Annotated in this window: 20 protein-coding genes and 1 tRNA gene; 8 read left to right on the top strand and 13 right to left on the bottom strand. The window is 65.7% G+C overall.

The annotated features are described in order from the left end of the window. Positions 1-23 precede the first annotated feature (23 nt). A complete protein-coding gene (locus CPZ00_RS00400) occupies positions 24-809 on the top strand; it encodes a DUF2797 domain-containing protein (RefSeq protein ID WP_096388865.1) in 786 nt (261 codons plus the stop codon). 64 nt (positions 810-873) lie between these two features. Here CPZ00_RS00400 and CPZ00_RS00395 read toward each other — a convergent pair whose 3' ends face one another. The 4 genes from CPZ00_RS00395 to CPZ00_RS00380 form a co-directional block, all read right to left on the bottom strand. Next, complete coding sequence (locus CPZ00_RS00395) at positions 874-1,539, bottom strand: flavin reductase family protein (RefSeq protein WP_096388864.1); 666 nt, start codon at positions 1,537-1,539, stop codon at positions 874-876. Beyond that, a complete protein-coding gene (locus CPZ00_RS00390) occupies positions 1,539-2,021 on the bottom strand; it encodes a VOC family protein (RefSeq protein WP_096388863.1) in 483 nt (160 codons plus the stop codon). Before CPZ00_RS00390 ends, CPZ00_RS00395 begins: the two co-directional genes overlap by 1 nt. Before the next feature lie 105 nt (positions 2,022-2,126). Then, positions 2,127-2,999, bottom strand: coding sequence for a hypothetical protein (locus tag CPZ00_RS00385; RefSeq protein WP_233255107.1), 873 nt, complete (start codon positions 2,997-2,999; stop codon positions 2,127-2,129). Positions 3,000-3,251: 252 nt separating this feature from the next. Further along, positions 3,252-3,710, bottom strand: coding sequence for a DoxX family protein (locus CPZ00_RS00380; RefSeq protein ID WP_096388861.1), 459 nt, complete (start codon positions 3,708-3,710; stop codon positions 3,252-3,254). 69 nt (positions 3,711-3,779) lie between these two features. On the opposite strand from CPZ00_RS00380, the gene CPZ00_RS00375 reads away from it, so the two are divergent. Together CPZ00_RS00375 and CPZ00_RS00370 are read left to right on the top strand one after the other, a co-directional pair. After that, positions 3,780-4,247 (top strand): winged helix-turn-helix transcriptional regulator, encoded by a 468-nt coding sequence (locus CPZ00_RS00375; protein ID WP_096388860.1) that lies wholly within the window; start codon positions 3,780-3,782, stop codon positions 4,245-4,247. 177 nt (positions 4,248-4,424) lie between these two features. Further along, complete coding sequence (locus tag CPZ00_RS00370; RefSeq protein ID WP_096388859.1) at positions 4,425-5,945, top strand: aldehyde dehydrogenase family protein; 1,521 nt, start codon at positions 4,425-4,427, stop codon at positions 5,943-5,945. A 306-nt stretch (positions 5,946-6,251) separates the two neighbouring features. Here the strand turns inward: CPZ00_RS00370 and CPZ00_RS00365 are convergent, their stop codons facing one another. The 4 genes from CPZ00_RS00365 to CPZ00_RS00350 form a co-directional block, all read right to left on the bottom strand. Then, positions 6,252-7,085: a carbon-nitrogen family hydrolase gene (locus CPZ00_RS00365; protein ID WP_096388858.1), complete on the bottom strand. Its 834-nt coding sequence runs from the start codon at positions 7,083-7,085 to the stop codon at positions 6,252-6,254. 114 nt (positions 7,086-7,199) lie between these two features. Further along, positions 7,200-7,634, bottom strand: coding sequence for a CoxG family protein (locus tag CPZ00_RS00360; RefSeq protein WP_096388857.1), 435 nt, complete (start codon positions 7,632-7,634; stop codon positions 7,200-7,202). 138 nt (positions 7,635-7,772) lie between these two features. After that, positions 7,773-8,003, bottom strand: coding sequence for a DUF7123 family protein (locus CPZ00_RS00355; RefSeq protein ID WP_096388856.1), 231 nt, complete (start codon positions 8,001-8,003; stop codon positions 7,773-7,775). Between the two features lie 123 nt (positions 8,004-8,126). Then, positions 8,127-8,309, bottom strand: a complete 183-nt coding sequence (locus CPZ00_RS00350) for a DUF7525 family protein (RefSeq protein WP_096388855.1) — start codon at positions 8,307-8,309, stop codon at positions 8,127-8,129. A 179-nt stretch (positions 8,310-8,488) separates the two neighbouring features. Here CPZ00_RS00350 and CPZ00_RS00345 point away from each other — a divergent pair, with 179 nt between their 5' ends. The 3 genes from CPZ00_RS00345 to CPZ00_RS00335 all read left to right on the top strand — a co-directional run bounded on the left by CPZ00_RS00345 (position 8,489) and on the right by CPZ00_RS00335 (position 10,770). Next, positions 8,489-9,715: an LEA type 2 family protein gene (locus CPZ00_RS00345; protein ID WP_096388854.1), complete on the top strand. Its 1,227-nt coding sequence runs from the start codon at positions 8,489-8,491 to the stop codon at positions 9,713-9,715. Positions 9,716-9,825: 110 nt separating this feature from the next. Then, entirely contained in the window at positions 9,826-10,050 is a 225-nt protein-coding gene (locus tag CPZ00_RS00340) for a hypothetical protein (protein ID WP_096388853.1), read from the top strand. A gap of 87 nt (positions 10,051-10,137) precedes the next feature. After that, a complete protein-coding gene (locus tag CPZ00_RS00335) occupies positions 10,138-10,770 on the top strand; it encodes an SRPBCC family protein (protein WP_096388852.1) in 633 nt (210 codons plus the stop codon). Here CPZ00_RS00335 and CPZ00_RS00330 read toward each other — a convergent pair. Then, on the bottom strand, positions 10,765-11,205 hold the full coding sequence (locus CPZ00_RS00330) for a pyridoxamine 5'-phosphate oxidase family protein (RefSeq protein ID WP_096388851.1): 441 nt from the start codon (positions 11,203-11,205) through the stop codon (positions 10,765-10,767). The genes CPZ00_RS00335 and CPZ00_RS00330 overlap by 6 nt on opposite strands. 151 nt (positions 11,206-11,356) lie before the next feature. On the opposite strand from CPZ00_RS00330, the gene CPZ00_RS00325 reads away from it, so the two are divergent. Continuing rightward, positions 11,357-11,776, top strand: a complete 420-nt coding sequence (locus tag CPZ00_RS00325) for a universal stress protein (protein ID WP_096388850.1) — start codon at positions 11,357-11,359, stop codon at positions 11,774-11,776. A 50-nt stretch (positions 11,777-11,826) separates the two neighbouring features. Here CPZ00_RS00325 and CPZ00_RS00320 read toward each other — a convergent pair whose 3' ends face one another. From CPZ00_RS00320 to CPZ00_RS00305, 4 genes are all read right to left on the bottom strand, one after another. Beyond that, the gene (locus CPZ00_RS00320; protein ID WP_096388849.1) at positions 11,827-13,212 is read right to left on the bottom strand and encodes a two-component system sensor histidine kinase NtrB; all 1,386 of its coding nucleotides are present in this window, start codon (positions 13,210-13,212) and stop codon (positions 11,827-11,829) included. A 6-nt stretch (positions 13,213-13,218) separates the two neighbouring features. After that, positions 13,219-14,679 (bottom strand): ATPase domain-containing protein, encoded by a 1,461-nt coding sequence (locus tag CPZ00_RS00315; RefSeq protein ID WP_172861721.1) that lies wholly within the window; start codon positions 14,677-14,679, stop codon positions 13,219-13,221. 166 nt (positions 14,680-14,845) lie between these two features. Beyond that, positions 14,846-15,451: a response regulator gene (locus tag CPZ00_RS00310; RefSeq protein WP_096388847.1), complete on the bottom strand. Its 606-nt coding sequence runs from the start codon at positions 15,449-15,451 to the stop codon at positions 14,846-14,848. A gap of 133 nt (positions 15,452-15,584) precedes the next feature. Then, positions 15,585-20,267, bottom strand: coding sequence for a PAS domain S-box protein (locus CPZ00_RS00305; protein WP_096388846.1), 4,683 nt, complete (start codon positions 20,265-20,267; stop codon positions 15,585-15,587). Between the two features lie 241 nt (positions 20,268-20,508). On the opposite strand from CPZ00_RS00305, the gene CPZ00_RS00300 reads away from it, so the two are divergent. Beyond that, a tRNA-Ala gene (locus tag CPZ00_RS00300) sits at positions 20,509-20,580 on the top strand. The last annotated feature ends 583 nt before the right edge of the window (positions 20,581-21,163 follow it).

Raw genomic sequence — 21,163 nt, 5'->3', positions numbered from 1 at the left:
CCCTCTTTCGCCTACGTCGCCGTATGCAGATCGTCGGCTACGAGACGGGCGTCGGGTCGGGCGGCGATCCGGGACCGGCGGGGCTGCTCGTGGCCGACGGTGACGGTGCGGTCGACCGGATGGACCTGTCTCCGGGCCGCGAACTGGTCTACGACCTCGGCGACCGGCACTGTGCCGGCACGATCCACGACGACGCCCACATCGCGTGTGCGGAGCCCGCGACGCCGTACTGTGCGTCACACCGCGACGTCTGGGTCTGTGCGCGCTGTACCGGCACGTGCTTGAAGGACGAGATGGACTGTCACGACCCGCACGCCGTCTACCTCGCCGCCTTCGCGCCCGACCGGTTCAAGGTCGGCGTGACACGCCTCTGGCGCCTCGAGACCCGCCTCCGGGAACAGGGCGCGGACAGGGGGGCCCACGTTCGGACCGTCGAGAACGGCTGCATTGCCAGGGAGATCGAGGCCGGTCTGGCCGCGGACGTGGACCACCTCGTCGATCGAGTTCGCATCCCGACCAAGCGGTCCGGCCTGGCGGCGACCGTCGATGCGGACGCCTGGGAGCGGCTGCTCGACCGGTTCGACGTGACGGACCGGTTCGCGTTCGAGTACGGCCTCGACCTCTCCGACCGACCGGTGGCGGAGACGATGCTCACCGGCCGAGTGATCGGGACGAAGGGACGGCTGCTCGTTCTCGAGCGCGCGGGGTCGACCTACGCGGTCGATCTCCGGGACCTGGTCGGATACGAGGTCGCCGAACGCCGGTCGACGCGCGACCTCCAGGCGAGCCTCGGCGCGTTCGGCGGGTGACCGGGGACCCGGGCGCGTGGTTACGTTACGGAGGGGTCGCGGCGAACGCGCCGCGACTCCCCGCTCACGGCGGCCGCTCGAGCTCGAACCGGTCGCCGGTCTCGGCGTACCAGTTCCCGGCGAGCCGGCCGACGACGTCGAGCTTTCGAACGTCGAGTTTCCCGTCGGTCGTGATCGCCTCGTCGACGTGGGCGTAGACGACCTCGCCGAGGACGAGCGTCGACCCGCCGACCGAAACCGTGTCGTGCAGCGCACACTCGAAGCTCACGGCCGCCTCCCCGACCCGCGGCGCGTCGATCCGGTCGCACTCGACGGGCGTGATCCCGGCGCGGTCGAACTCGCTCTCCCCGGGCGGCAGCGTGGCGGCGGTCTCGTTCATCGCCGCGACGAGATCGCGCGTGACGACGTTGATCGCGAACGCCTCGGTCTCGAGCGCGTTCGCCAGCGAGTCCTTGGGGACCTCCCGGGTGGCCGCCGGCGCGAACAGCAGGATCGGCGGGTCTATCGCCGCGACCGTGAAGAAACTGTACGGCGCGAGGTTCTCTCCGGCCGGCCCGCGCGAGGACACCCACGCGATCGGCCGGGGGACGACCGACCCCGAGAGGAGCCGGTACGGGGACCCGAACGCGTCGGGCTCCCCGCCGCGGACGCTGCGGGCTGTGTCGGCGTCGCCTGGGCCGTCGCTTCGCGTTCGCGGTTCGTCGGCGCCGCGATCGGTATCGTCCGCCATCAGTTCTCGTATCCCTCCTCGAACGGGTCGATCTCGGTCTCGCCGGGGGTCTCCTCGTCGACCGTGAATCCCGGTTCTTGGGTCGCGAGCTCGAAGACCAGGCCGTCGGGGTCGCTGAAGTAGATGCTCTTGAAATACGTCCGGTCCTTGACCGCCGAGACCCGAACGCCCCGGTCGCGCAGGTGGTCCTGCCACTCCCGGAGGGTCGCCTCGTCCTCGACGCCGAACGCGAAGTGGTGGCTCGCGCCCGGACCGGGCGCGCCACGCGAGTTCGGGTACTCGAAGTAGGTGACGACGGTGCCGGGCTCGCCGGCGGGCGTGGGCGAGAAGTAGTAGTGTTTGGTCCCGGGGTCGTCGTAGTTCTGGGTCCGCTTGACCGTGTTCCAGCCGAGGACGTCCTCGTAGAAGGCGACGGTCTCGTCCATGTCCGTACAGATGTTCGTCACGTGGTGCAGGCCCGTGGTCGACGGTGTTTCGGTCATTGCGTATGAATGGTCAGGGAACGGTGATAAGTGATCGTGATGCGGTCGGAACGCGCTCCGATGGCCGGGGCACTCCCGGGCGCCCGGATCGTATCCGTCCGAACGTCAGTTCGGTCGCGCGAGATGTGTGAAAAACCACGCGCCGTCGTAGCGGACGAGGGGGACGATCGTTCGATCCCCCGCCGAGAGCGTCGCGAGGAGGTCCGCGAACGCGTCCGAATGTGGCCGGCACTCCCCGTATTCCTCTTCGATCGCCTCCTCGAGGATCGCGCGTTGCTTCTCGGAGGGGTCCTCGATCGATTCGCCACGCTCGTTACCGACGTGCTGGCGGAACGCGGTCGGTGAGGATGCAACGTGTGTGGATCGCAGGGTTGTGGTCGTGAGCTCGACCGATCGCTCCGCTTCGAAGTCGAACCGGAGCAGCTCGCCGTCCCATTCGACGTATCGTTCGTCGACTTCCGGGATGAATCGCGATCGACGTCTCCGGTCCGACGAGTCGTATGCGAACGTGACCTCAAACGGCGGGTAGTGGGGAGCGTGGATGAGGCTCGTGTTCCCGAGCGCACCCCGAATCGCGTCTTTGTCGTGTTCCGGCAGGTCCGCAAACGCAACGCCCGTGTCCGCGTCGGACCCCGATTCGTGGGTTTCGACCGAGACTGAATACGTAACGCCCGGAACCGTGACCGAGTCGATCGTTTCGGTTTCGATGCGATGGTACTCGGGTGCGGTAGTCACGACGTATGCCGTCGGGAGTGACGGCGTGTAGTATCCGCGAGCGGTCGCCTCGCCGCCTTCGATCGCCGCCTCCACGGCCGCACGTCCGGCATACGTGACGCCGTCGAGCGGCGTGGAGAACTCGTTGGAAACGTGTGACGTCGACGCCACGTCGAGCTGGAGCGTCGTTTCCGAACACGCATCGAGTCGGAAGCGCTCCGAGAGACAGCCGGAGACCGCGGTCAGACCAACGATACCCGTCATTCGGGCCATCCGCCGTCGAGTGAGCCGGGGTCGAGTCGAGTGATCCTGGGTGGAGGGCTGCATACGGCGTCTCATACTGCCGTCGGATAGTTAACATCCCGCTTATGAGCAGTTAGTGAACTCCCCGCTCTACGCAGCGACTGCCGTCGCTTTGCTTCCTGCGTTGTCGTCCGAAAATCTATGACTTTCGTGATCACGAGAGAGCTTTGCTCTCTCGAACGACTCCTAGAGGACGGAGTTCCTAATCCCTACTTAAAAGACGCCGACGCCGATCGCGTAGGGCCACTCGATCGAGGCGAGCGCGAGGAAGCCGATCGAGGCCGCAAACAGGCCGGCGTTCTTGAGGAAACTCGTCATCTCGGACTCCTGTTGGTCCTCCGGCACCGCCCAGAAGTCGTGCATCATCGGCGTCGCCACGAGCAGGAACAGGGCGAGCGCACCCGCGGCGAGCGCGGGCAGGACGCCGACCGCGATCCCGAGCCCGCCGAAGACGAGGAGCACGCCGGAGGCGATCACGGAGAACGTCGGCAGCGGAACGCCCTTCATCTCGGCGTAGCCGGCCATTCCCTCGACGTCGAGGAAGTGGTTGATGCCCGTGAACGCCAGCACGCCGCCGAAGACGACGCGGGCGAGCAGGAACAGCTCCGCGGCGAGCGGAGCGTCGAACGGGGAAGCGGACTGTAGCGGTAACGTCGCGATTTCTGGTAACATCGTGTAACCTGCTGTAGGAACCGAACCCTTATATCCGTTCCCGGACAAGAAGGTTATCAGGTAACACCGATGTCATCGCCGGAACTTCTCGAGACCGACGACGCCGGAACCGACGCCAGCACCGACACTCCGACCGACGCCAGCGCCGAAACCACGTCCGGTGCCGGAGCCGCCGCGTCCGAAGCGTCGGACGCCGCTGCCGACGTTGACGATGCCGCCGCGGCGAATCCGGGCGCGTGTCCGGTGGTCGACTCGATCGAACAGATCGGCTCGCGCTGGCGGCTCGTGGTCCTCCACGAGCTCCAGAACGGCGAAGTACGGTTCAACGAGCTGAAACGATCGACGGACGCCAACGCGCGCACCCTCTCGCGGGTGCTCGAGGACCTCCAGGAGACCGGCTTCGTCGAGCGCCGGCTCGAGGAGGACGCGCCGGTCGCGACCTACTACAGCCTCACGCCGAAGGGGGAGTCGTTGTGTCCGGTCTTCGACGCGATCGAGGGCTGGGCCGACGAGTGGCTCGCCGCCTGCCAGGAGTAGGACGCACCTGGATCGGCCGGCTCGCGGCTCGTTTGCCTGCTCGTCCGTTCGTCCGCTCGCCTGCTCGTCCGTTCGCCTGCTCGTCCGTTCGCCTGCTCGTCCGTTCGTCCGATCGACCCGACCGGGTCCGTTCGGACCGGGGATAACCTTTGAATCATAGGGCCCGTATGCCCCCCTATGGCAGGGACGTACCAGCACTACATCGACGGCGAGTGGGTGTCGGGCAGCGGCGACGAAACGTTCACGAGCGAGAACCCGGCGACGGGGGAGACGCTCGGCGAGTTCGAACGAGGAACGCCCGACGACGTGGACGGCGCGGTCGCGGCCGCCGACGAGGCGTTCGAGGAGTGGCGCGAGCGCTCCCGGATCGACCGCGCGGAGTACCTCTGGGACGTCTACCACGAGCTCCGCGAGCGCACCGACGAGCTCGGCGAGATCGTCACCAAGGAGTGCGGCAAGGAGATCAGCGAGGGGAAGGCCGACGTGGTCGAGGCCGCCCACATGGTCGAGTGGGCCGCCGGCGACGCGCGCCACCCGAAGGGTGACGTCGTTCCCTCCGAGATTCCCGACAAGGACGCGTACATGCGCCGCAAGCCCCGCGGCGTCACCGGCTGCATCACGCCCTGGAACTTCCCGGTCGCGATCCCCTACTGGCACATGGCGATCGCGCTGGTCGAGGGGAACACGGTCGTCTTCAAGCCGGCCGAACAGACGCCGTGGTGCGCCCAGATCATCGCGGAGATGTTCGACGACGCCGGCATCCCCGACGGCGTGTTCAACATGGTTCAGGGCTTCGGCGACGCCGGCAACGCGATCGTCGAGAACGACGACGTCGAGACGATCCTCTTCACCGGCTCGGCGGAGGTCGGCCACATGATCCAGGACGAGTTGGGCGGCGTCCCCGGCAGGCGCGTCGCGTGTGAGATGGGCGGGAAGAACGGCATCGTGATCACCGAGGAGGCGGACCTCGACGTCGCCGTCCACTCCGCGGTGATGTCCTCGTTCAAGACGACCGGCCAGCGCTGCGTCTCCTCGGAGCGGCTCATCGTCCACACGGACGTCTACGACGAGTTCAAACGGCGGTTCGTCGAGGTGGCCGAGAACGTCGCGGTCGACGATCCGCTCGACGAGAACACGTTCATGGGCCCGCTCATCGAGGCGGAGCACGTCGAGAAGGTGACCAAATACAACGAGCTGGCCAAACGGGAGGGCGTGACCGTCCTCGTGGACCGGACCGAGCTCGACGACGAGGAGATCCCGGAGGGCCACGAGGACGGTCACTGGGTCGGCCCGTTCGTCTACGAGGCGGATCCGGACGCGGACCTCCGGTGCACTCACGAGGAGGTCTTCGGCCCGCACGTCGCGCTCCTCGAGTACGAGGGTGACATCGAGCGCGCGGTCGAGATCCACAACGACACCGACTACGGGCTCGCCGGGGCCATCGTCTCCGAGAATTACCGGCAGATCAACTACTACCGCGACCGCGCCGACGTCGGACTCGCCTACGGCAATCTCCCGTGCATCGGTGCCGAGGTCCAGCTGCCCTTCGGCGGCGTGAAGAAGTCGGGCAACGGCTACCCGAGCGCCCGCGAGGCGATCGAGGCGGTCACCGACCGCGTCGCCTGGACGCTCAACAACTCGACGGACATCCAGATGGCACAGGGCCTCTCGGCGGACATCAAGACGAAGGACGACTAGCCGGAGTGCCGGCGGAAGCCTCGACGATCCCGGACCGAAACCCGTTGGTTCTGGTGATCGGAAGACGACGCCGGTCCGGAACGGGAGGCGGATGGATGGGTGATGTGCGCGGCCGGGGAGCGGGCCGTGGCGGATCCCGAACCACGGTCCGTCCTCACATCACCCGGGTGGTCGGGACGGGAGCGGATAGTACCGACGTTCCGACGAGAAAAGCGTCGAAACCTCGGCATCCATCGGTACGTCGTCGTCCCGAATAAATGTATGGAACTCGGCGGCAGGTTCCGTCGACCGCGTCCCGCTCCGCCCTCACTCGATCCGGCGGTCGCCGAGCGCGGGGAACTCCTCGCGGACCGCGGCGACGCGGTCGGGATCGAGGTCGGCCATCACGGTCTCCGGGGCGTCGTCACAGGCGGCGACGGGAGTCCCCCACGGGTCGTACACCGTGGTCCGTCCGACGAGTTGGTCGCCGCTCTCGAAGGTTCCGCTGCCGTTGATCGCCGCGACGTACGAGAGGTTCTCGATCGCCCGGCTTCGCGGCAGCGTCTTCCAGTGTTCAACGCGGGGATAGGGCCACGCGCTCGGCACCAGGACGAGGTCCGCGCCCGCGTCCAGGAGTTGACGGTAGAGCTCGGGGAACCGAAGGTCGTAACACGTGGTGACGCCGACGGTGAACGGTCCGATCTCCGCGACGTCGACCCGTTCGCCGGGCTCGAGCCGCTCCGACTCGGCCGACCCGTAGCCGAACAGGTGGTGCTTCCGGTAGACGAGTCGGCGCGTCCCGGACGAGTCGAACAGGACCGCGGCGTTCGCGAGCCCCGACTCCGTGGGCACGTCGATCCCGTCCGCCGCGGAGGCCCCGAGATCCTCGATGACCGTGCCGGCGAGGACGGCGACGCCGTGGCGGCGCGCGCGCTCGGCGAACCGGTCGAGGCGGTCGGACGCGAGGCTCACGGCGGCGCGCTGGTACGACTCGAAGGCGAAGTACCCGACGTCGAACAGCTCGGGAAGGGCGATCAGGTCGGCCCCGTTCGCGGCCGCCTCGTCGACCGCCTCGAGGGCGCGTGTGAGGTTCGCCTCGACGTTGCCGCCGTCGATGTCGAGCTGTACGCACGCCAGTCGGGTGGATCGTGTGTCGGTCATCGTCGTAGTGGGTGCGTCATCGTGGGGTACGTCATCGTGGGATGCGCCATCGTGGGGTACGTCATCGTGGGATGCGTCATTATGGGATACGTCATCGTGGAGGTCGCTCCGTCATCAGTCTGTCGCGCCCGTGGCGACGTCCTCGTGGAGCGCTCGCTCGAGGTTCTCGATCTCGGCCTCGAAGTTGCGCTCGAAGAACCGCTCGACGCCGGGGAGCCGTCCCTCGACGACGAACTCGTTCTCGAGGCGGCTCGTGCCGTCCTCCTCGACGATCGTGTGTTCCCCGGTGACGCGGAACGCCCGCGATCGGCCGACGAACTTCACGCGGTTGGGCGGGTCACGCTCGACCTCCCTCGTCTCGACGTCGATCGTCGATCGAATCACCGGAATCGGCAGGCGGAGGTGCCACGTCGCGTGCCGGTCGTCGTGGACGTCGTAGGACTCGACGACGCTGATGACGCTGGCCCGCTTGCCCGGGTCGGCGATGAACGACCAGACGTCCTCGGGGGCGGCCTCGAACGTGAACGTCCGCGAGACACGGACCGTCATATCACGGGCTACGTGGGGGAGTGAATAAAAAGGGGTGGATCGGTCGGCGTCGGTCCGGATGCGAGCCCCGGCGTGGGCACCTGTTCGCCGTGAGGGTCGGCAGCCCGAGGGCGTGCAGATCGAGCGGCGAGTCCGCGGTCAGGCCGTCGATCGCGAGACGCGCCACGTGGTCGACCGTGCTCGACCCCACTTTTCGATGTCGACCTCCTCCGACTTCTCCGCCAGGTTCGGCAGGCGGCTGCCGACCTGCTTGGCGGTGAGTCCGATAGCGTCGGCGATCGTCTTCGAGCGAAGGTACTGTTCGCCCCGGGACGCGCTATCGTGGAGGTAAGCGAGGATCCGACGTTCTTCCTCCGTATACTTGGTCATCGGCGGACGTACGGGACGACAACGTAAAACGGTTTCTCGTTCTCGTCATCGATCCCGTCCTCGTTACTCGTCGGGCGTCACTACACGGGATGGTGGGGCGTCACTACACGGGATGGTGGGGCGTCACTCGAAGAGGTGAAACGCGCCCACCGACAACACGGCGGCCATCATCGCCACGCCGAAGCCGGCCGCGCTGAGCATCTGTGTCGGCCCCGCAAACAGTACGATCGCGGCGATCGCGGCGACCGTGGCACAGGCCAGTCCGACTCCCAATCCGACGTCCGATTCGGTGGCTCCCTCGCTCATACTCGACCCTTCCACGGCGCTCACTTATCGTTTCGGATCCGGCTCGCAGGGGGCCGCAGTCACCGCTCCTCCCAGCCGTCCAGTCCGGCACAACGATCACGACCGCCGTCCGGGTCGTGTCGCCGCTTCGCCCCGAACGCGGCAATTTAAGTCGATCACGCGGTCACGGTTGGGTAGCCATGGGTTTCAACGGGATCCGGTCGATCGGGGGGATCAAGCTTGCCGTCGCGGTCGTGGTCGGCATCGCCGTCGTGATCGGCGGGGGATTCGCCGCCGGCGTGCTCGGCACGCCGAGCGTGACCGGCGTCGACAACGCGTTCGGGAACGTCACCGAGGAAACCACGGAGATCCACACGGACATCCACGTCCGGAATCCGAACCCGATCGGGGTAACCGCCGGCGGGTTGACGGTCGATTACGAGGTCCGGCTGAACGGGATCGCGATGGCGAACGGGACGAAGTCGGGGGTTGCGCTCGACCGCGGGAACGACACGATTCCGACGACCACCGCGATGAACAACGGCCGAATTCCCGACTGGTGGGTGAGCCACTTGCGGAACGGGGAGCAAACGACGCTGACCGTCCACGCGGACGTCCACTCGTCGCTTCTGGGGCGATCCTTTGACGCACCGAGCGTCGAGCGCGGGATCGACACCTCGCTCATCGAGGCGTTCAACTCCACCGAGGACAAGGAGGTGAACGCCTCCAGTCCCGTCGTTCCGGATCCCGTGCTCGTGATCCGCGAGACGCGCGGCGAGTGGGGAGCCGTCTCCGAGTCGGAGACCGAGATCCGGATGTCATTCGACGTCTACAACCCGCGATCGGTGCCGATCGCGGTCTCGGGGATCGGCTACGACGTCGCGATGAACGACGTGGAGATGGGGACCGGCTCGACGAACTCCTCCGTCGTGGTTCCCCCGCGAAGCGAGGAGACGATCAACGCCACGTTCCGGCTCGAGAACGAGCACCTCGACGAGTGGTGGGTGAGCCACCTGCAGAACGACCAGGTGACGACGCTCGCCGCCGACTTCTACTTCCGGGTCGACCTCTCGGAGGGCGGCGGCGACGCGGTACGGGTCCCGCTCGACACGATGACCCGAACGATCGAGACCGACATCTTCGGCGAGGGATCCGACGATCCGGGGAACGATACCGACGACGGATCGGGGAGCGACGGCGACGGAACCGATTCCTCCGACACCCCGACGCCGACGGACGCGCCGAACGACACCGAGACGGCGAGCGGTTCGACCACGGAAACCGAGACGAACGACGGCCTGCTGGACTCGGACACGGCCACGCCGACCGAAACGGCCACGTCGACCGAAACGGCCACGCCGACCGAAACGGCCACGGAAACGGACGACGGCGGTCTGCTCGGCGCGCTTCGGTCGGACACGCCGTAGCGTCCCGTCGGGGCGGTGCGGGTCGTGACGGGCGTCGAAGCGAGCCGTCGGCGCGAACCGCCGACGCGAAACCGTCGTCGTTTTGGTCGCGTCGGTCGAAGCCAGTACCAGTGACGCGTCTTTCCACCTCGGACCTCGGCGTCTACCTGCTCGCGGGGCTGTTCAGTGCCCTCGTGTTCGCCGTCGCGCTGGCTGCCCTCTCGGTGGTCGTCCCCGGCGGACTGGGTCGCATCCAGCTGGCCGGGCTCGTCGTCGGATTCCTGCTGTTTCTCGGGGCTCACGTGGCCGCGATCTGGATCTATCGCGAAATCGGCGCCCGTGAGGGTGCCTCGTGACGTGCGACGGTGGCGTCGACGCGCGGGTGGCGCGCCGGTATCGTGGACGACCCCGGGATTTAGGGCTGATCGGCCGGTAACTCGCCCGTGGACGAACTCGTAGTACGGACGACCGTGTACGCCGAGCCGGCTGCCGTCTACGACCTGCTGGCCGACTTCACCGCGTACCCACGCTACGCCGAGTACCTCGACCGCGTCGACCGGATCGACGATGCGGGCGGCGCGGCTGGCGACGGCGGGGGTGACGACGTCGCGGGTGGCGACGGTACGGGCTCGAACTCGGGGTCGGGAACCAGGTACGCGCTCACCTTTCGCTGGTGGAAGCTCACGCACACGGTCCGCTCGGAGGTGACCGCCGTCGATCCCCCCTCGCGGATCGAGTGGGCGATCCGGACCGACATCGACGCGCACGGTCACTGGCTGATCGAGCCGGTGGCGGGCGCCGCGGCGTCCGACTCTGCGGACGACGCTGACGAGACGGTCGGGACGGCGGACGCTCCCGCCTGCGAGATCGAGTTTCGCGTCCGGTTCGACCCGGAATCGGCACGTGCCGGCGCGATCGATCTCCCGCGATTCGTCTCCTTCGACTGGGTGCTTCGTACGGCCACCCCGCTGATCCGCGAGGAAGCGGCTCGCACCGTCGAACGAGCGGTGGCGGAGCTCGAGGGCGAACCGCGGTCGGTCGATCTCGAGGTATCGGTCGACTCCGACCGTTTATAAACTGTCCGCCGACGTTTTACGCCCGATGACGCTCTCCATCCGCAGGTCATACAGCGTGAATTCGACGTTTTCGACCGCCTCGTCGAACAGCCGAAACGGCTGAAACCACTCGTTGAGCGTCGCCTCGTCGATGTCCTCCTCCCGCTTCCGGACCGGGCCACGAACGTGGATGCTCCATGAATCGTCCGTTGCTGCCTCGTAGCAGACGAACGTGGCTGTGTCCGTCGTCTCGAGGTAGCTCGTCTTTTCCGCCTCCTGGTCGTGGTCGCTGACCCGAAGCAGGAACTGCTCGCCGTCGTAGTGATAGCTGATGGGGGTCGCGTACGCATCGTCGCCGTCCGCCAACCCGAGAACGCCGTGCTCGCCCGCCCGCAGGTGGGCATCGACGTCCGACTCGGTCATACCGACCGTGTACACGTATTCCGCGTGTTCCATAGGAGGTGTGTGTGATGGAGTCACAAATAGATCCCGTATTCGCACGCATGGGAGCCCCGTACTCGCACGGCTGCGAGTCGACCACGTCGTGGCACGCGAGCGTTCGGGGATCGGCCCGCGATTTTAATTCCCGTCAGATTCTAGCTCTCGTATGCTCTCACGCGTTCTGGTTCCGATGGACGACTCGGAGATGGCCCGGAAAGCGCTTGCCTACGCCTGTGAAAACCACTCGGACGCCGAGATCACCGTCCTACACGTTGTGGGTGAACCGTCGCCAATGTTGGGCGAAGCGACGGGACTCGCCCTCGAGGACGACCTCGAAGAGGCGGCTGCGGACCTCGCGGAGGACGTCTTCGACCGTGCTCGAGAGATTGCAGCGACGTACGGCGTCGAGATCGAGACCCTCGTTCAGCTCGGGACCCCCGCGCGAGCGATTCTGAACACGGCTCCGGATTTCGATGCGGTCGTGGTCGGGAGCCACGGCGGATCGGTGGCTGACCGACTGTTCGTCGGGAACGTGGCTCAGAAACTGGTCCGTCAGTCACCCATCCCCGTCATCGTCGTTCGGTGACGAGGGGGGAGCGTGCGGCTTCGCGCAGCTGACTGGACGGTGAGATGTCGTTAGCTACTGAATTCGAATCGTGCCCCACCGGACGGGCTCTCCTCGAGGGAGACCTCCCATCCGTGAGCGTCGGTGATCTGCTTGACGATGGCAAGGCCGAGTCCCGTCCCCTGCGCGGTCGTCGTGTGGCCGTATTCGAACACGTGGTCACGCTCGTCGGCGGGAATGCCGGGACCGTCATCTTGCACATAAAAACTCCGGCGCTCCTCGAGCGGGCCGACCTCGATGGTCACGTTCGGTCCAGCGTGCAGAATCGCGTTCCGGAGGAGATTCTCCAGTAAGGCTTGGAGCCGTTCCGCATCCGCATCGATCGTCGGCAACTCCGTCTCGGTTCGGAGTACCGCCCCGTCGGGGGCGTCGATGGTCGCCCACGCTGCCTCGACGACGGAGCCCAGATCGACCGGCTCGGTCTCGCCGACGACTTTCCCCTGTTTGGCGAGCAGCAGGACGTCCTCGATGAGCGCGTCTATCCGGTCGAGCACGTCGTCGAGCTCGTCTAGCTTCTCGGAGTCACGCTCCCGCCGAGCCAGCCGCGTCTTCGCCTTCGCGGTGTTTACGGGATCGCGCAGATCGTGTGCGATCACGCCCGCGAACCGCTCCAGCTGCTCCACCTGTCGTTCCAACTTCCGCTGATACTCCTCGCGATCCGTGACGTCACGGAAGGTGCCGATCCGCTCGGTCGCATCGCCGAGGTCCTCAACCACGTCCACGTTGAGTTCGGTGACGTGCGTGTTCCCCCTTGGGGATTCGATCTCGACCGTGCCCTCGACCTCATCCACCGTCGTGTCTCCGGCCTCGTCGACGCGAAGCAACAGCTTCTCGATCGGTTCCGACGGTGACGCGTCGACGTCGGTGACGTGTCTGTTCAGCACGGCGTCGCGATCGATGTCGAACAGCCGGGCGAACGCGTCGTTCACCTCCGTCACGATGCCCTCGCCGGTGACGACCACGATCGGATCGGGCGTGGACTCGAACAGCGTCCGGAAGCGCTCCTCGGTCACCTCCTGGCGGCGCTTGCGTTCCAGCGACAGGGCGCGCCGCTGCAGGAGGTTCGACACCCGATTCAGCAATGCATCACGGTCGAGGGGCGTGGATATCACCTCGTCGACGTGTTCCCAGACCTCCTCGGACGCCTGATCCGGGTCCCGATCCCCCAGAAGCAGGAGGTACGGCAGGAAAACCGGCGACGCGCGCTCCTTCTTGGTCGCGAGCGCGTCCCGTTGGCCACGAAACGTGGCGCCGTCGAACAGACAGAGATCGAACTCGGCAGTAAGGAAGGTCTCGAGGTCGTCGGCCCCCTCGATGACCTCGTGTTCGCTCGCCAACGCCTCGGCCAACAGCCGCCGGTTGCGTTGGTTTTCGAGCAGGAGTTGGATCGTGGCCATGCCGGTCTATTTCGACTCGTCGTCCGTCCACTCGGGCGTCCCCTGCAGGATTCCACGGAGGTTCGTGAGCGGCTCCCCGATCGTGATGCCGTGTTCGGTGATCCGGAAGTTCCGGAGCGTCCGCTCGAAGTCGCTCGTCCGCTTTTTGAGGACGCCGATCACCTTCCGGAGCTCGCCGTTCATCTCGATGTGTCGGAGGAAGACGATGTTGTCCGCGATGTAGCTGATTCCACCTTCCGTGACTTCGAACTCGCCGGTGACAGATGACACCTCGTCGATGAGGATCACGGTGACGCCGACGCTTTTGAGGTACCGACAGAGGCTATGCAGTTTCCGACGCAGCTCGGAATCGTCACCACGGATGGAGAGATCGTAGCCGTTGATCCCGTCGATCATGACGATCTGCGTGTCCTCCTCCTCGACGTCAGTTCGCACCTTGTGAGCGAACTCCTGCGGCGAGAGTTCGAGCGCCTGGACCTCCTCGACGCTGAGCGTCCCCCGGTCGCGCATCGCCGCGACGGGGATGTTGACCGACGAGCACCGTTTGAGAAACGTCCGCTCGGTTTCCTCGAACATGTAGATAGCCGAGCGTTCCCCCCGACCGGCGGCCTCCTTCATGAACTGGGCCCCGGTCGTCGTCTTGCCGACGCCCGTCGGTCCGGAGATGATCGTCACCGTCCCGCGCTCGATCCCGCCGTGCAGCTGTTGGTCGAGTTCCGGCACGCCCGACGAGATCGTTTCCATCGCGTACTCGACGTCGCTGCCCCCGGGCTGCAGCTCCGGGTAGACGGCCGTTCCAGTGTCCCGAATCCGCATCGTGTGGTCGCCGCTCCGCGTGCCCGATCCCCGGAACTTCGGAACGCTCACCGTCCGTCCCGTGTCCGTGTAGTCGAGTTCGATGACGCCATCCGACATGAACTGGAGGTCGTCGTCGGGGGCCCGGGCGCCGGCCTGTGAGGTGAACACCAACGTCGCTCCCGTCTGTCCGAAGAACCGCGTGAGCGAAAGCACCTGCTTGCGGAACTGATACTGGTCGGGGGCGAGATACTGGAGCTGGGTCATCGGATCGATGACGACCCGATCGGGATCCAGCTCGCGGACGCGGTCGGTGATCGTCTCGGTCACTGGCTCCCGCTCGACGTCGTCGGGACTGAACACGTCGTACGTCTCCTCCTCGGTGAACTCGGTCGATTCGGGTGTCAGATCGAGGAATTCGACGTCGCTGACGTCGAGACCGAGGGACGCGGCGTTCTGCGTGATGTCCGTCTCCGTCTCTTCGAGGTTGATGTACAGGGACGTTTCCCCCTGCTCGGTGCCGGCGATCAAAAAGTGCAGTCCGAGGATCGACTTGCCCGTTCCGGGTTCACCACGAACCATGTAACTCCGTTCCGGAATGAGGCCACCGTGCAGGATCTCGTCCAGCCCGTCCACGCCCGTTCGTACTCGCTCCCCACCGCTGTCAGGCATACCCATAATGGGTCACGTCGCCATTTGATGATGGCGATCCGACAGCCGGTTCAGCGCGGTTCACGAGCCGATCCGGCGTGGGTTCGTATGCCGATCTCGACGGATATGGCTTCGCGTTCCCGGCGGACGCGATCGCTCCGGTCACTCGCGGACGCGATCGCCCCGGTCACTCACGGAAGTGATCGCCCCGGTCACCGTCGGTTCCGTCCCCGGAGCGGTCTGCCACCGCCGTCTCGACGGTCTCCTCGGTCGCGTCGTCCAGGGACTCGGTGGTGCGCGCTTCGAGTTCGGAGAGCCGTTCGACAAGCGCTCGGTACTCGTCGTTGGCGGCGAGTTCCTGCTTGGTTTTCTCGGCTTCGAGCGCCGCTTTCTTCTCGGCGACCGCAACCAGCTCCGTCGTGCTGTCGTCGTACTCCGCACGGGAGAGCAACTCCGCGACGGTCTTTCGAACGTCCTCGTCGGCGACGGGCTTGGTCAGGTACGCGTCGAAGTCCATCTCGGCGACGTCGAAGTCCGGATCGACGGCGGTTACGATCCCGACGCGCACGTCGACGTCCCGCCGCCTGATCTCCTCGAGAACGTCCCGCCCGGACGGCCCCGGCATACGGCGGTCAAGCAGGACGACGTCGACGGCATCGTCGACCTTCTCGAGCGCCTCTTCCCCGTCGTAGGCCTTCCGAACGTCGTATGCATCGCCCAGTGCGAGCTCATACACCCGGACGACGTCCGGCTCGTCGTCCACGATGAGAACGGTCGGAGAGTCAGTCGCCATTACCTCTTCCACACTGGTTGGACGGTGATAGTCGTTTCCTCTCGATCGGCGGTCTCCTCGCGGATCTCGGCGATTCCAGCGAGTGCGCGATCCCGGTCCGGTCGAGCCGGTTGCGAGATCCCGGCCGGGCCGGTTACGAGATCCCGGCCTGGCCGGTCCCGTCCGGTGGTGCTTCGGGTACTCCTCGCCGAACTCGCAGCACGACGGTCGTCCCGGCCTCGTTCTCGCGCCGTTCGCGATAGATCTCGCCGCCGTAGGACTCGACGATCCACCGCGTCAGCCAGAGCCCGAGTCCGCTCCCGTGGGACAGCGGCGTGATGTCCTCCTCACCGGCGACGATGTCCCACTCGGCGTCGGGAATGCCCGAGCCGTTGTCGTGGAAACACAGCTCTACCCAGTCGTTTCGCTCCGGGACGTCACGGGTTTCGACCGAGACGCGGGGCGCTGTGGCCTCGTTGTGTTCGATCGCGTTCTCGATGAGCTCAACACACGCCCGCCGAATGTCCTCGTTGGCCGCGATCCACAGCTCGTCAGGGGCGTCGATGGTCAGTTGCGCATCCGGGTTCGCGTTCTGCAGGTCGACGATCACGTCGCGGAGGTGGGGGACGACGTCGATGGCTCCGGTTTCGCTGCCGCGTCTGCCCAGGACGCGTTCGATCTGTTTGGCCTTCTCGCTGAGGGTTGCAACGTCCTCGGCGTTGTCCTCGAGCGTCCGTGCATACTCGGCCAGCTCGTCGTCCTCGATGTTCTCGGCCAAGCGGTTGGCCAACGCCATCACGACGTTCATATCGTTTCGAAGGTTGTGTCGCAACACGCGATTGAGCACCTGTAGATACCGCTCGCGCTCCTTCTGTTCCGTGATGTCCGTGTAGACCGCGAAGCCATAGGGACCGTCCTCCCGCGAGTAGGGGATGCCGCGCAGGAGGAAATCCCGACGTCCCTCGGTCGTCTCCCGTTGTGCGTTGGTGCTCGTTCGTTCGCCATCGACGGCGTGGTCGTCGAGCCCGGTCGCGGGTTCCAGTTCGCCGTCGGGCACGATGAGGGCGTTCAGGTTCGATCCGAGGGCCGCGTCCCGATCGTATCCGAACGTGTCGGTGAATGCGGGGTTAACGTACTGGACGATCGGCTCGCCGTCGACGAACTTGGTCTCGACGACTGGATCCGGGAGGTTCTCGAACAGGGTTTTGAACCGCTCGCGCTCGGTCTCCAGCGTACTGCGCGTCTCCGCGAGCTCGCTGATGTCGGTGACGACGCCCGCGATCTCGGCCCTGTTGCTCGTTTCCCTGATGGGCGCGAGTTCGAGCTCGACGGGCAGTCGCTCGTCGCTCGCGGTCAGCAGGTCGACTTCGAGCGTGCGACTCGCGTGTCGATCGTGAGCGAACACGTCGGCGAGGACGTCCGTACACGTATCGACGTCTTCTGGGCTGACGATGTCGACGAGCCGGGTCTTGGCGAGCGTGTCCCGGTCCGTCCCGAGATAGTCCGCGAGCGGTTCCGTCACGAACGTGAACCGTCGATCCTCGTCGAGGAGGAATATCTTCTGCCCGACGTGGTCGATGACCCGCTTGAGGTGGCGCATCTCGGATTCCTGATCGAGGCGATCGAAGGCGCTGGCGGCGGCGATCGCGAGCAGCTTGACGAGCGCGCCCTCCTCCTCGTCGAAGGCCCCGGCTTCCACCGCACCGATGGAGAGCACGCCGTACCCGTCGATGGGCAACACCATCCCCGAGTCGACCGAGTCGTAGTCGTGGGCGACGGATTCGGACAGATCGTCGAGCACCATCGCCGAACCGGACTGGAACACCTCCCCGAACACGCTCTCGCGGTCATCGTACGTCGGGAACTCGGAGACCCGGGCGGTCGCGCCCGACGAGACTTTCGTTGGCGGGAGCGTCCCGGCCTCGGCATCGTGCAGCCGAACCGTACTGATATCGTAGCCGAACACCTCGTTGGCGCCGGCAACGATGGCGTCGACGAGTTCCGTCTCGTCGCTCGCGCGAATGAACGATCGCGTCGCCTCGAGCAGGTCGTTGAGCGTCTGCTCGCGCTCCTTCCGGTCCGTGACGTCCTGTGCCGCCCCGCGGATCCGTACCACGTCACCATCGTCAACGATCGGAACGCCCTGCACCCGGAGCCACCGGCTGTCGTCCTCGCGTTGGTATCGCGCCGTCACGTCGAACGGCTCCCCGGATTCGATCGCGGCCGCAACGGCCCGCTCCACGATCGGGCGATCCTCCGCACGGTAACCGTCGAGCGCCTCATCCAGCGTCGGCTCCTCGTCGCCGCCGAACCCGAGCAACTCGAAGAGATGGTCGCTCCAGAACACCTCCATGGTGTCCGTCTCGATCTCCCACCCGCCGACGTCGGCGATCTGCTCCGTCCGTTCGAGCAGGTTTTGCAGCCGGGCGAGCTCCTGCTCTCGCTCCTTGCGCTCGGTGACGTCCTGCTGGAACCCGACCCAGTTGGTCACCGTCCCGGTCTCGTCCGTCACCGGGGCGATGGTGACCGCGTTCCAGAACGCCGTCCCGTCCTTTCGGTAATTCCGCAGCTCGACGGACGCCGGCCGATCGTCGTCGATCGCCTCCCGGAGCTCGGCGACCGTGTCGGGATCCGTGTCGTCGCCCTGTAACAGGCGACAGTTCCGTCCGACGACCTCGGCTTCGGTATACCCAGTCATCCCTTCGAACCGCTCGTTCGCGTAGATGATCGGGTTGTCATCCCGGTCGGGATCGGTGAGAATGATGCCGACGGGAGCCGTTTCCATCGCCTTCGTCTTGGTTTTCAGTTCCCGTTCGCGCTCCTTCCGCTCCGTGATGTCCGTGAAGTACACCGAGAGACCGTCCTCGTCGGGATACGCGTTCACTTCGAACCAGACGTCAAGCGGCTCGTAGTACTCCTCGAACGAGACCGACTCCTGGGTCTCCATTGCCTCCTGATACCGTTCGTGAAACGTCGTTCCGACCGCGTCCGAGACCTCCTCCCAGAGGTGCTTCCCCAGCAGCTCCGAAGCGTCGTCGACGTTCATCGCCCGGCGCAGAACGCTCGCTCCGGTCTCGTTAACGTAGGTGAGGTGCCACTCGTCATCGACGGCGAAGAACGCATCGTCGATGCGCTCGAAGGTTCGTGCCAGCCTGTCGCGAGTCTCCTCGAGTTCACGCTGGTAGCTTCGCTGCTCGAGACCACGCCGGATCCACTGTGCCATCAGGTCGATGAGCGTTTGCTCCTCGCCGGAAAACGTCGTCTGGCGTGGGTCGTCATCGGCGAAGCAGAGCGTCCCGTATAACTCCCCGTTGACGGTTATCTCGGCGCCGAGATAGCAGCCGAGCCCGAACTTCTCGTAGGCCGGGTCGTCCGCCATCTCGACCGACGCATCCCGGATCGCGAGCGGCGCATCGATGCCGGCATCGATCGTCCGGCGGCAGTACGTCTCCGCGAGATCGCTTTCGTTCCCGGTCCGGAGCAGTTCGTGGTCGCCGCGGGCGGCGACGATCTCGAAGGCGCTCGACTCCGTATCGATGTGCGAGAGAAAGCCGATGTCCAGATCGAGCTGTTCGGCGCCGAACGAGAGGATCCGGTCGACCTGTTCGTCGAAGCTCAGATCCGGGTTCGCGGTTATCTCGTGGAGACGGCGCAGCGTTTCCCGGTGGGTTTTGACCTCCTCTTCGTGCGTCTTGCGTTCGGTGATGTCGTAGCCCACGGCGATGTTGTGGATCGGTTGGGATCCAACCTCGCCGGCGTCCGCCGGTTCGAACCGGAGATCGATGAATCGACGTCCCGTGTCGGCGGCGATCTCGCTCACCACACGCACGGGTTCGCCGCTCATCGCTTGCGTGACTGACTGCCGGATCCGTTCGGCTTCCGATTCGTCGTGGTCCCACCACGGCGTCTCCCAGAGTTGGAGTCCCTCGAGGTCCGCCGCCGACGCGGAAACGTACTCAAGTGCCGGTTGGTTCGCTCGCACGACTCGACCGTTCTCGTCGAGAACGACCGCGAACGACGCGGGATGGTTGAACACCGCCTCGAGTTGCTGCTCGCGGTCACTGAGCAACTGTTCGCTCTCTTTCCGCCCCGTAATGTCACGAACGAACGCAAGCACGCGGTCCTCGTTCCCGACTCGGGTCGGCTTGAGGCTCACCTCCACCCAGCGCTCGTCGCCGTCGACCGTCTGCAGCAGCGTCTCGATGGTCCGTTCGCCGCGTTCGCTGGTCCGTTTCACCTCCTCCCGCACGTTCGCTTCGGTGTAGTCGTCGACGCCGGCGGTGATCCGTCCCACCGTCAGCCGTTCCGTCCCGTCCCGTTCGTAGCCCAACATGGAATACAGCCGATCGTTCGCTTCCAGGACGTCGCCCGTCTCCGGGTCGTGGACGACGATCCCGTCGTTGGCCCGGTTGAAGATCTGCTCGTAGGCGTTCCCTCGATGTGCTTGGGACACGATCGATCGGATCCGCTTTGTCACGACCTCCGGGTGGATGTCGCCGTTCGAGACCTGTACGATGTCGGTCGCTGCGCTGTTCACGGCGCTGTCGGTCGTCGTCGCCTCGCTCGCGAGGAGAACGGGCAAATCGGGCCGATCCTGACGAAGGTTGGCTACCACCTCGACGCCGTCGAGCGACGGCGGATCGTGCAGACACACCACGCAGTCTATGTGCTCGTTCGATAGGAGCGTCCGGGCGGCCGCAACGGAGGAGACGGACTGGACGATGAAGGAAGTCTCGTCCAGAGACGCAAGCTGCAGTGCCAGATCAGATCGGTCACGCGTGGACGGTTCAATAGTGAGAACGCGAACCATCCGTTCCGAAGGGGTCTCACCTCTCATTACATATGGATTTCGTGGCGTATGAATAAGCGTTCTGGGAGGTCGACACCCCCGAGCTATCCGGTTCGACGGGATACAGGGGAGCTCGACTGTCAGTGTCCGTGTGTGTGTGTGAGTCGATCCCCGTCGGCTGCCTGTGTGTGAGTCGGTCCCCGTCGGCTGCCTGTGTGTGAGTCGATCCCGGATGGACGTCGATTCGAAGCCCTTATGATGGAACCACGGGTACGATAGGTCGCAACGCGGGCTCGTAGATCAGTGGTAGATCATCCCCCTGGCACGGGGAAGGCCCGGGGTTCAAATCCCCGCGAGTCCACTTCCATTTTGCCGCCGTGTCCAGTGTTCTTCACCGCAAGGTAGGACGCTTCTAACGGCCGGATTCGCACTTTCTGGGTTGAGAACCACTCCCTGGAAAAAGGGAGTTCATCACGATTGCTTATGCGGGTCGACGCCTGCTAGCGATCTCAACAGGGAATGGAGGTGGGTTGTGTGAGGGTCCGAATACCTGCTCACAACCACCAACCAATCTGTGAGTTCTGTGGCTGTCCGATCGACTATCCCGGAGAGCGCTGCGCGGCGCTCGAGGATGGGAGGTGTCGTCCGTGACGCGAAAGCGAAACCACCCTGCGCGGGCCCAAAACTGTTCCAAGGCAGTTACCCGCGCCGGTGGCAGTACGCTGTGTTGCGTACGGGTCGAACACCGACCAACGGCTCCATCACAGGAGGTGGTCGGGCGTGTGTAACCTCTCCTTGGCGTGTGTTGAACGTTACGGCGTCGACGGCGGCGTCGGACGGACCCACACGAGAGCGTCCACACGACGCATCGATTGGAGACCTGCTCGATGTTCCGCTCGGAATAGCGAACGTCTACACGCCGGTATATTCGGTCGTACCTGCGG

It is taken from the genome of Halopenitus persicus (assembly GCF_002355635.1).
Taxonomy (GTDB): Archaea; Halobacteriota; Halobacteria; order Halobacteriales; family Haloferacaceae; genus Halopenitus; species Halopenitus persicus_A.
This window is presented reverse-complemented; position numbering and strand designations above follow the sequence as displayed.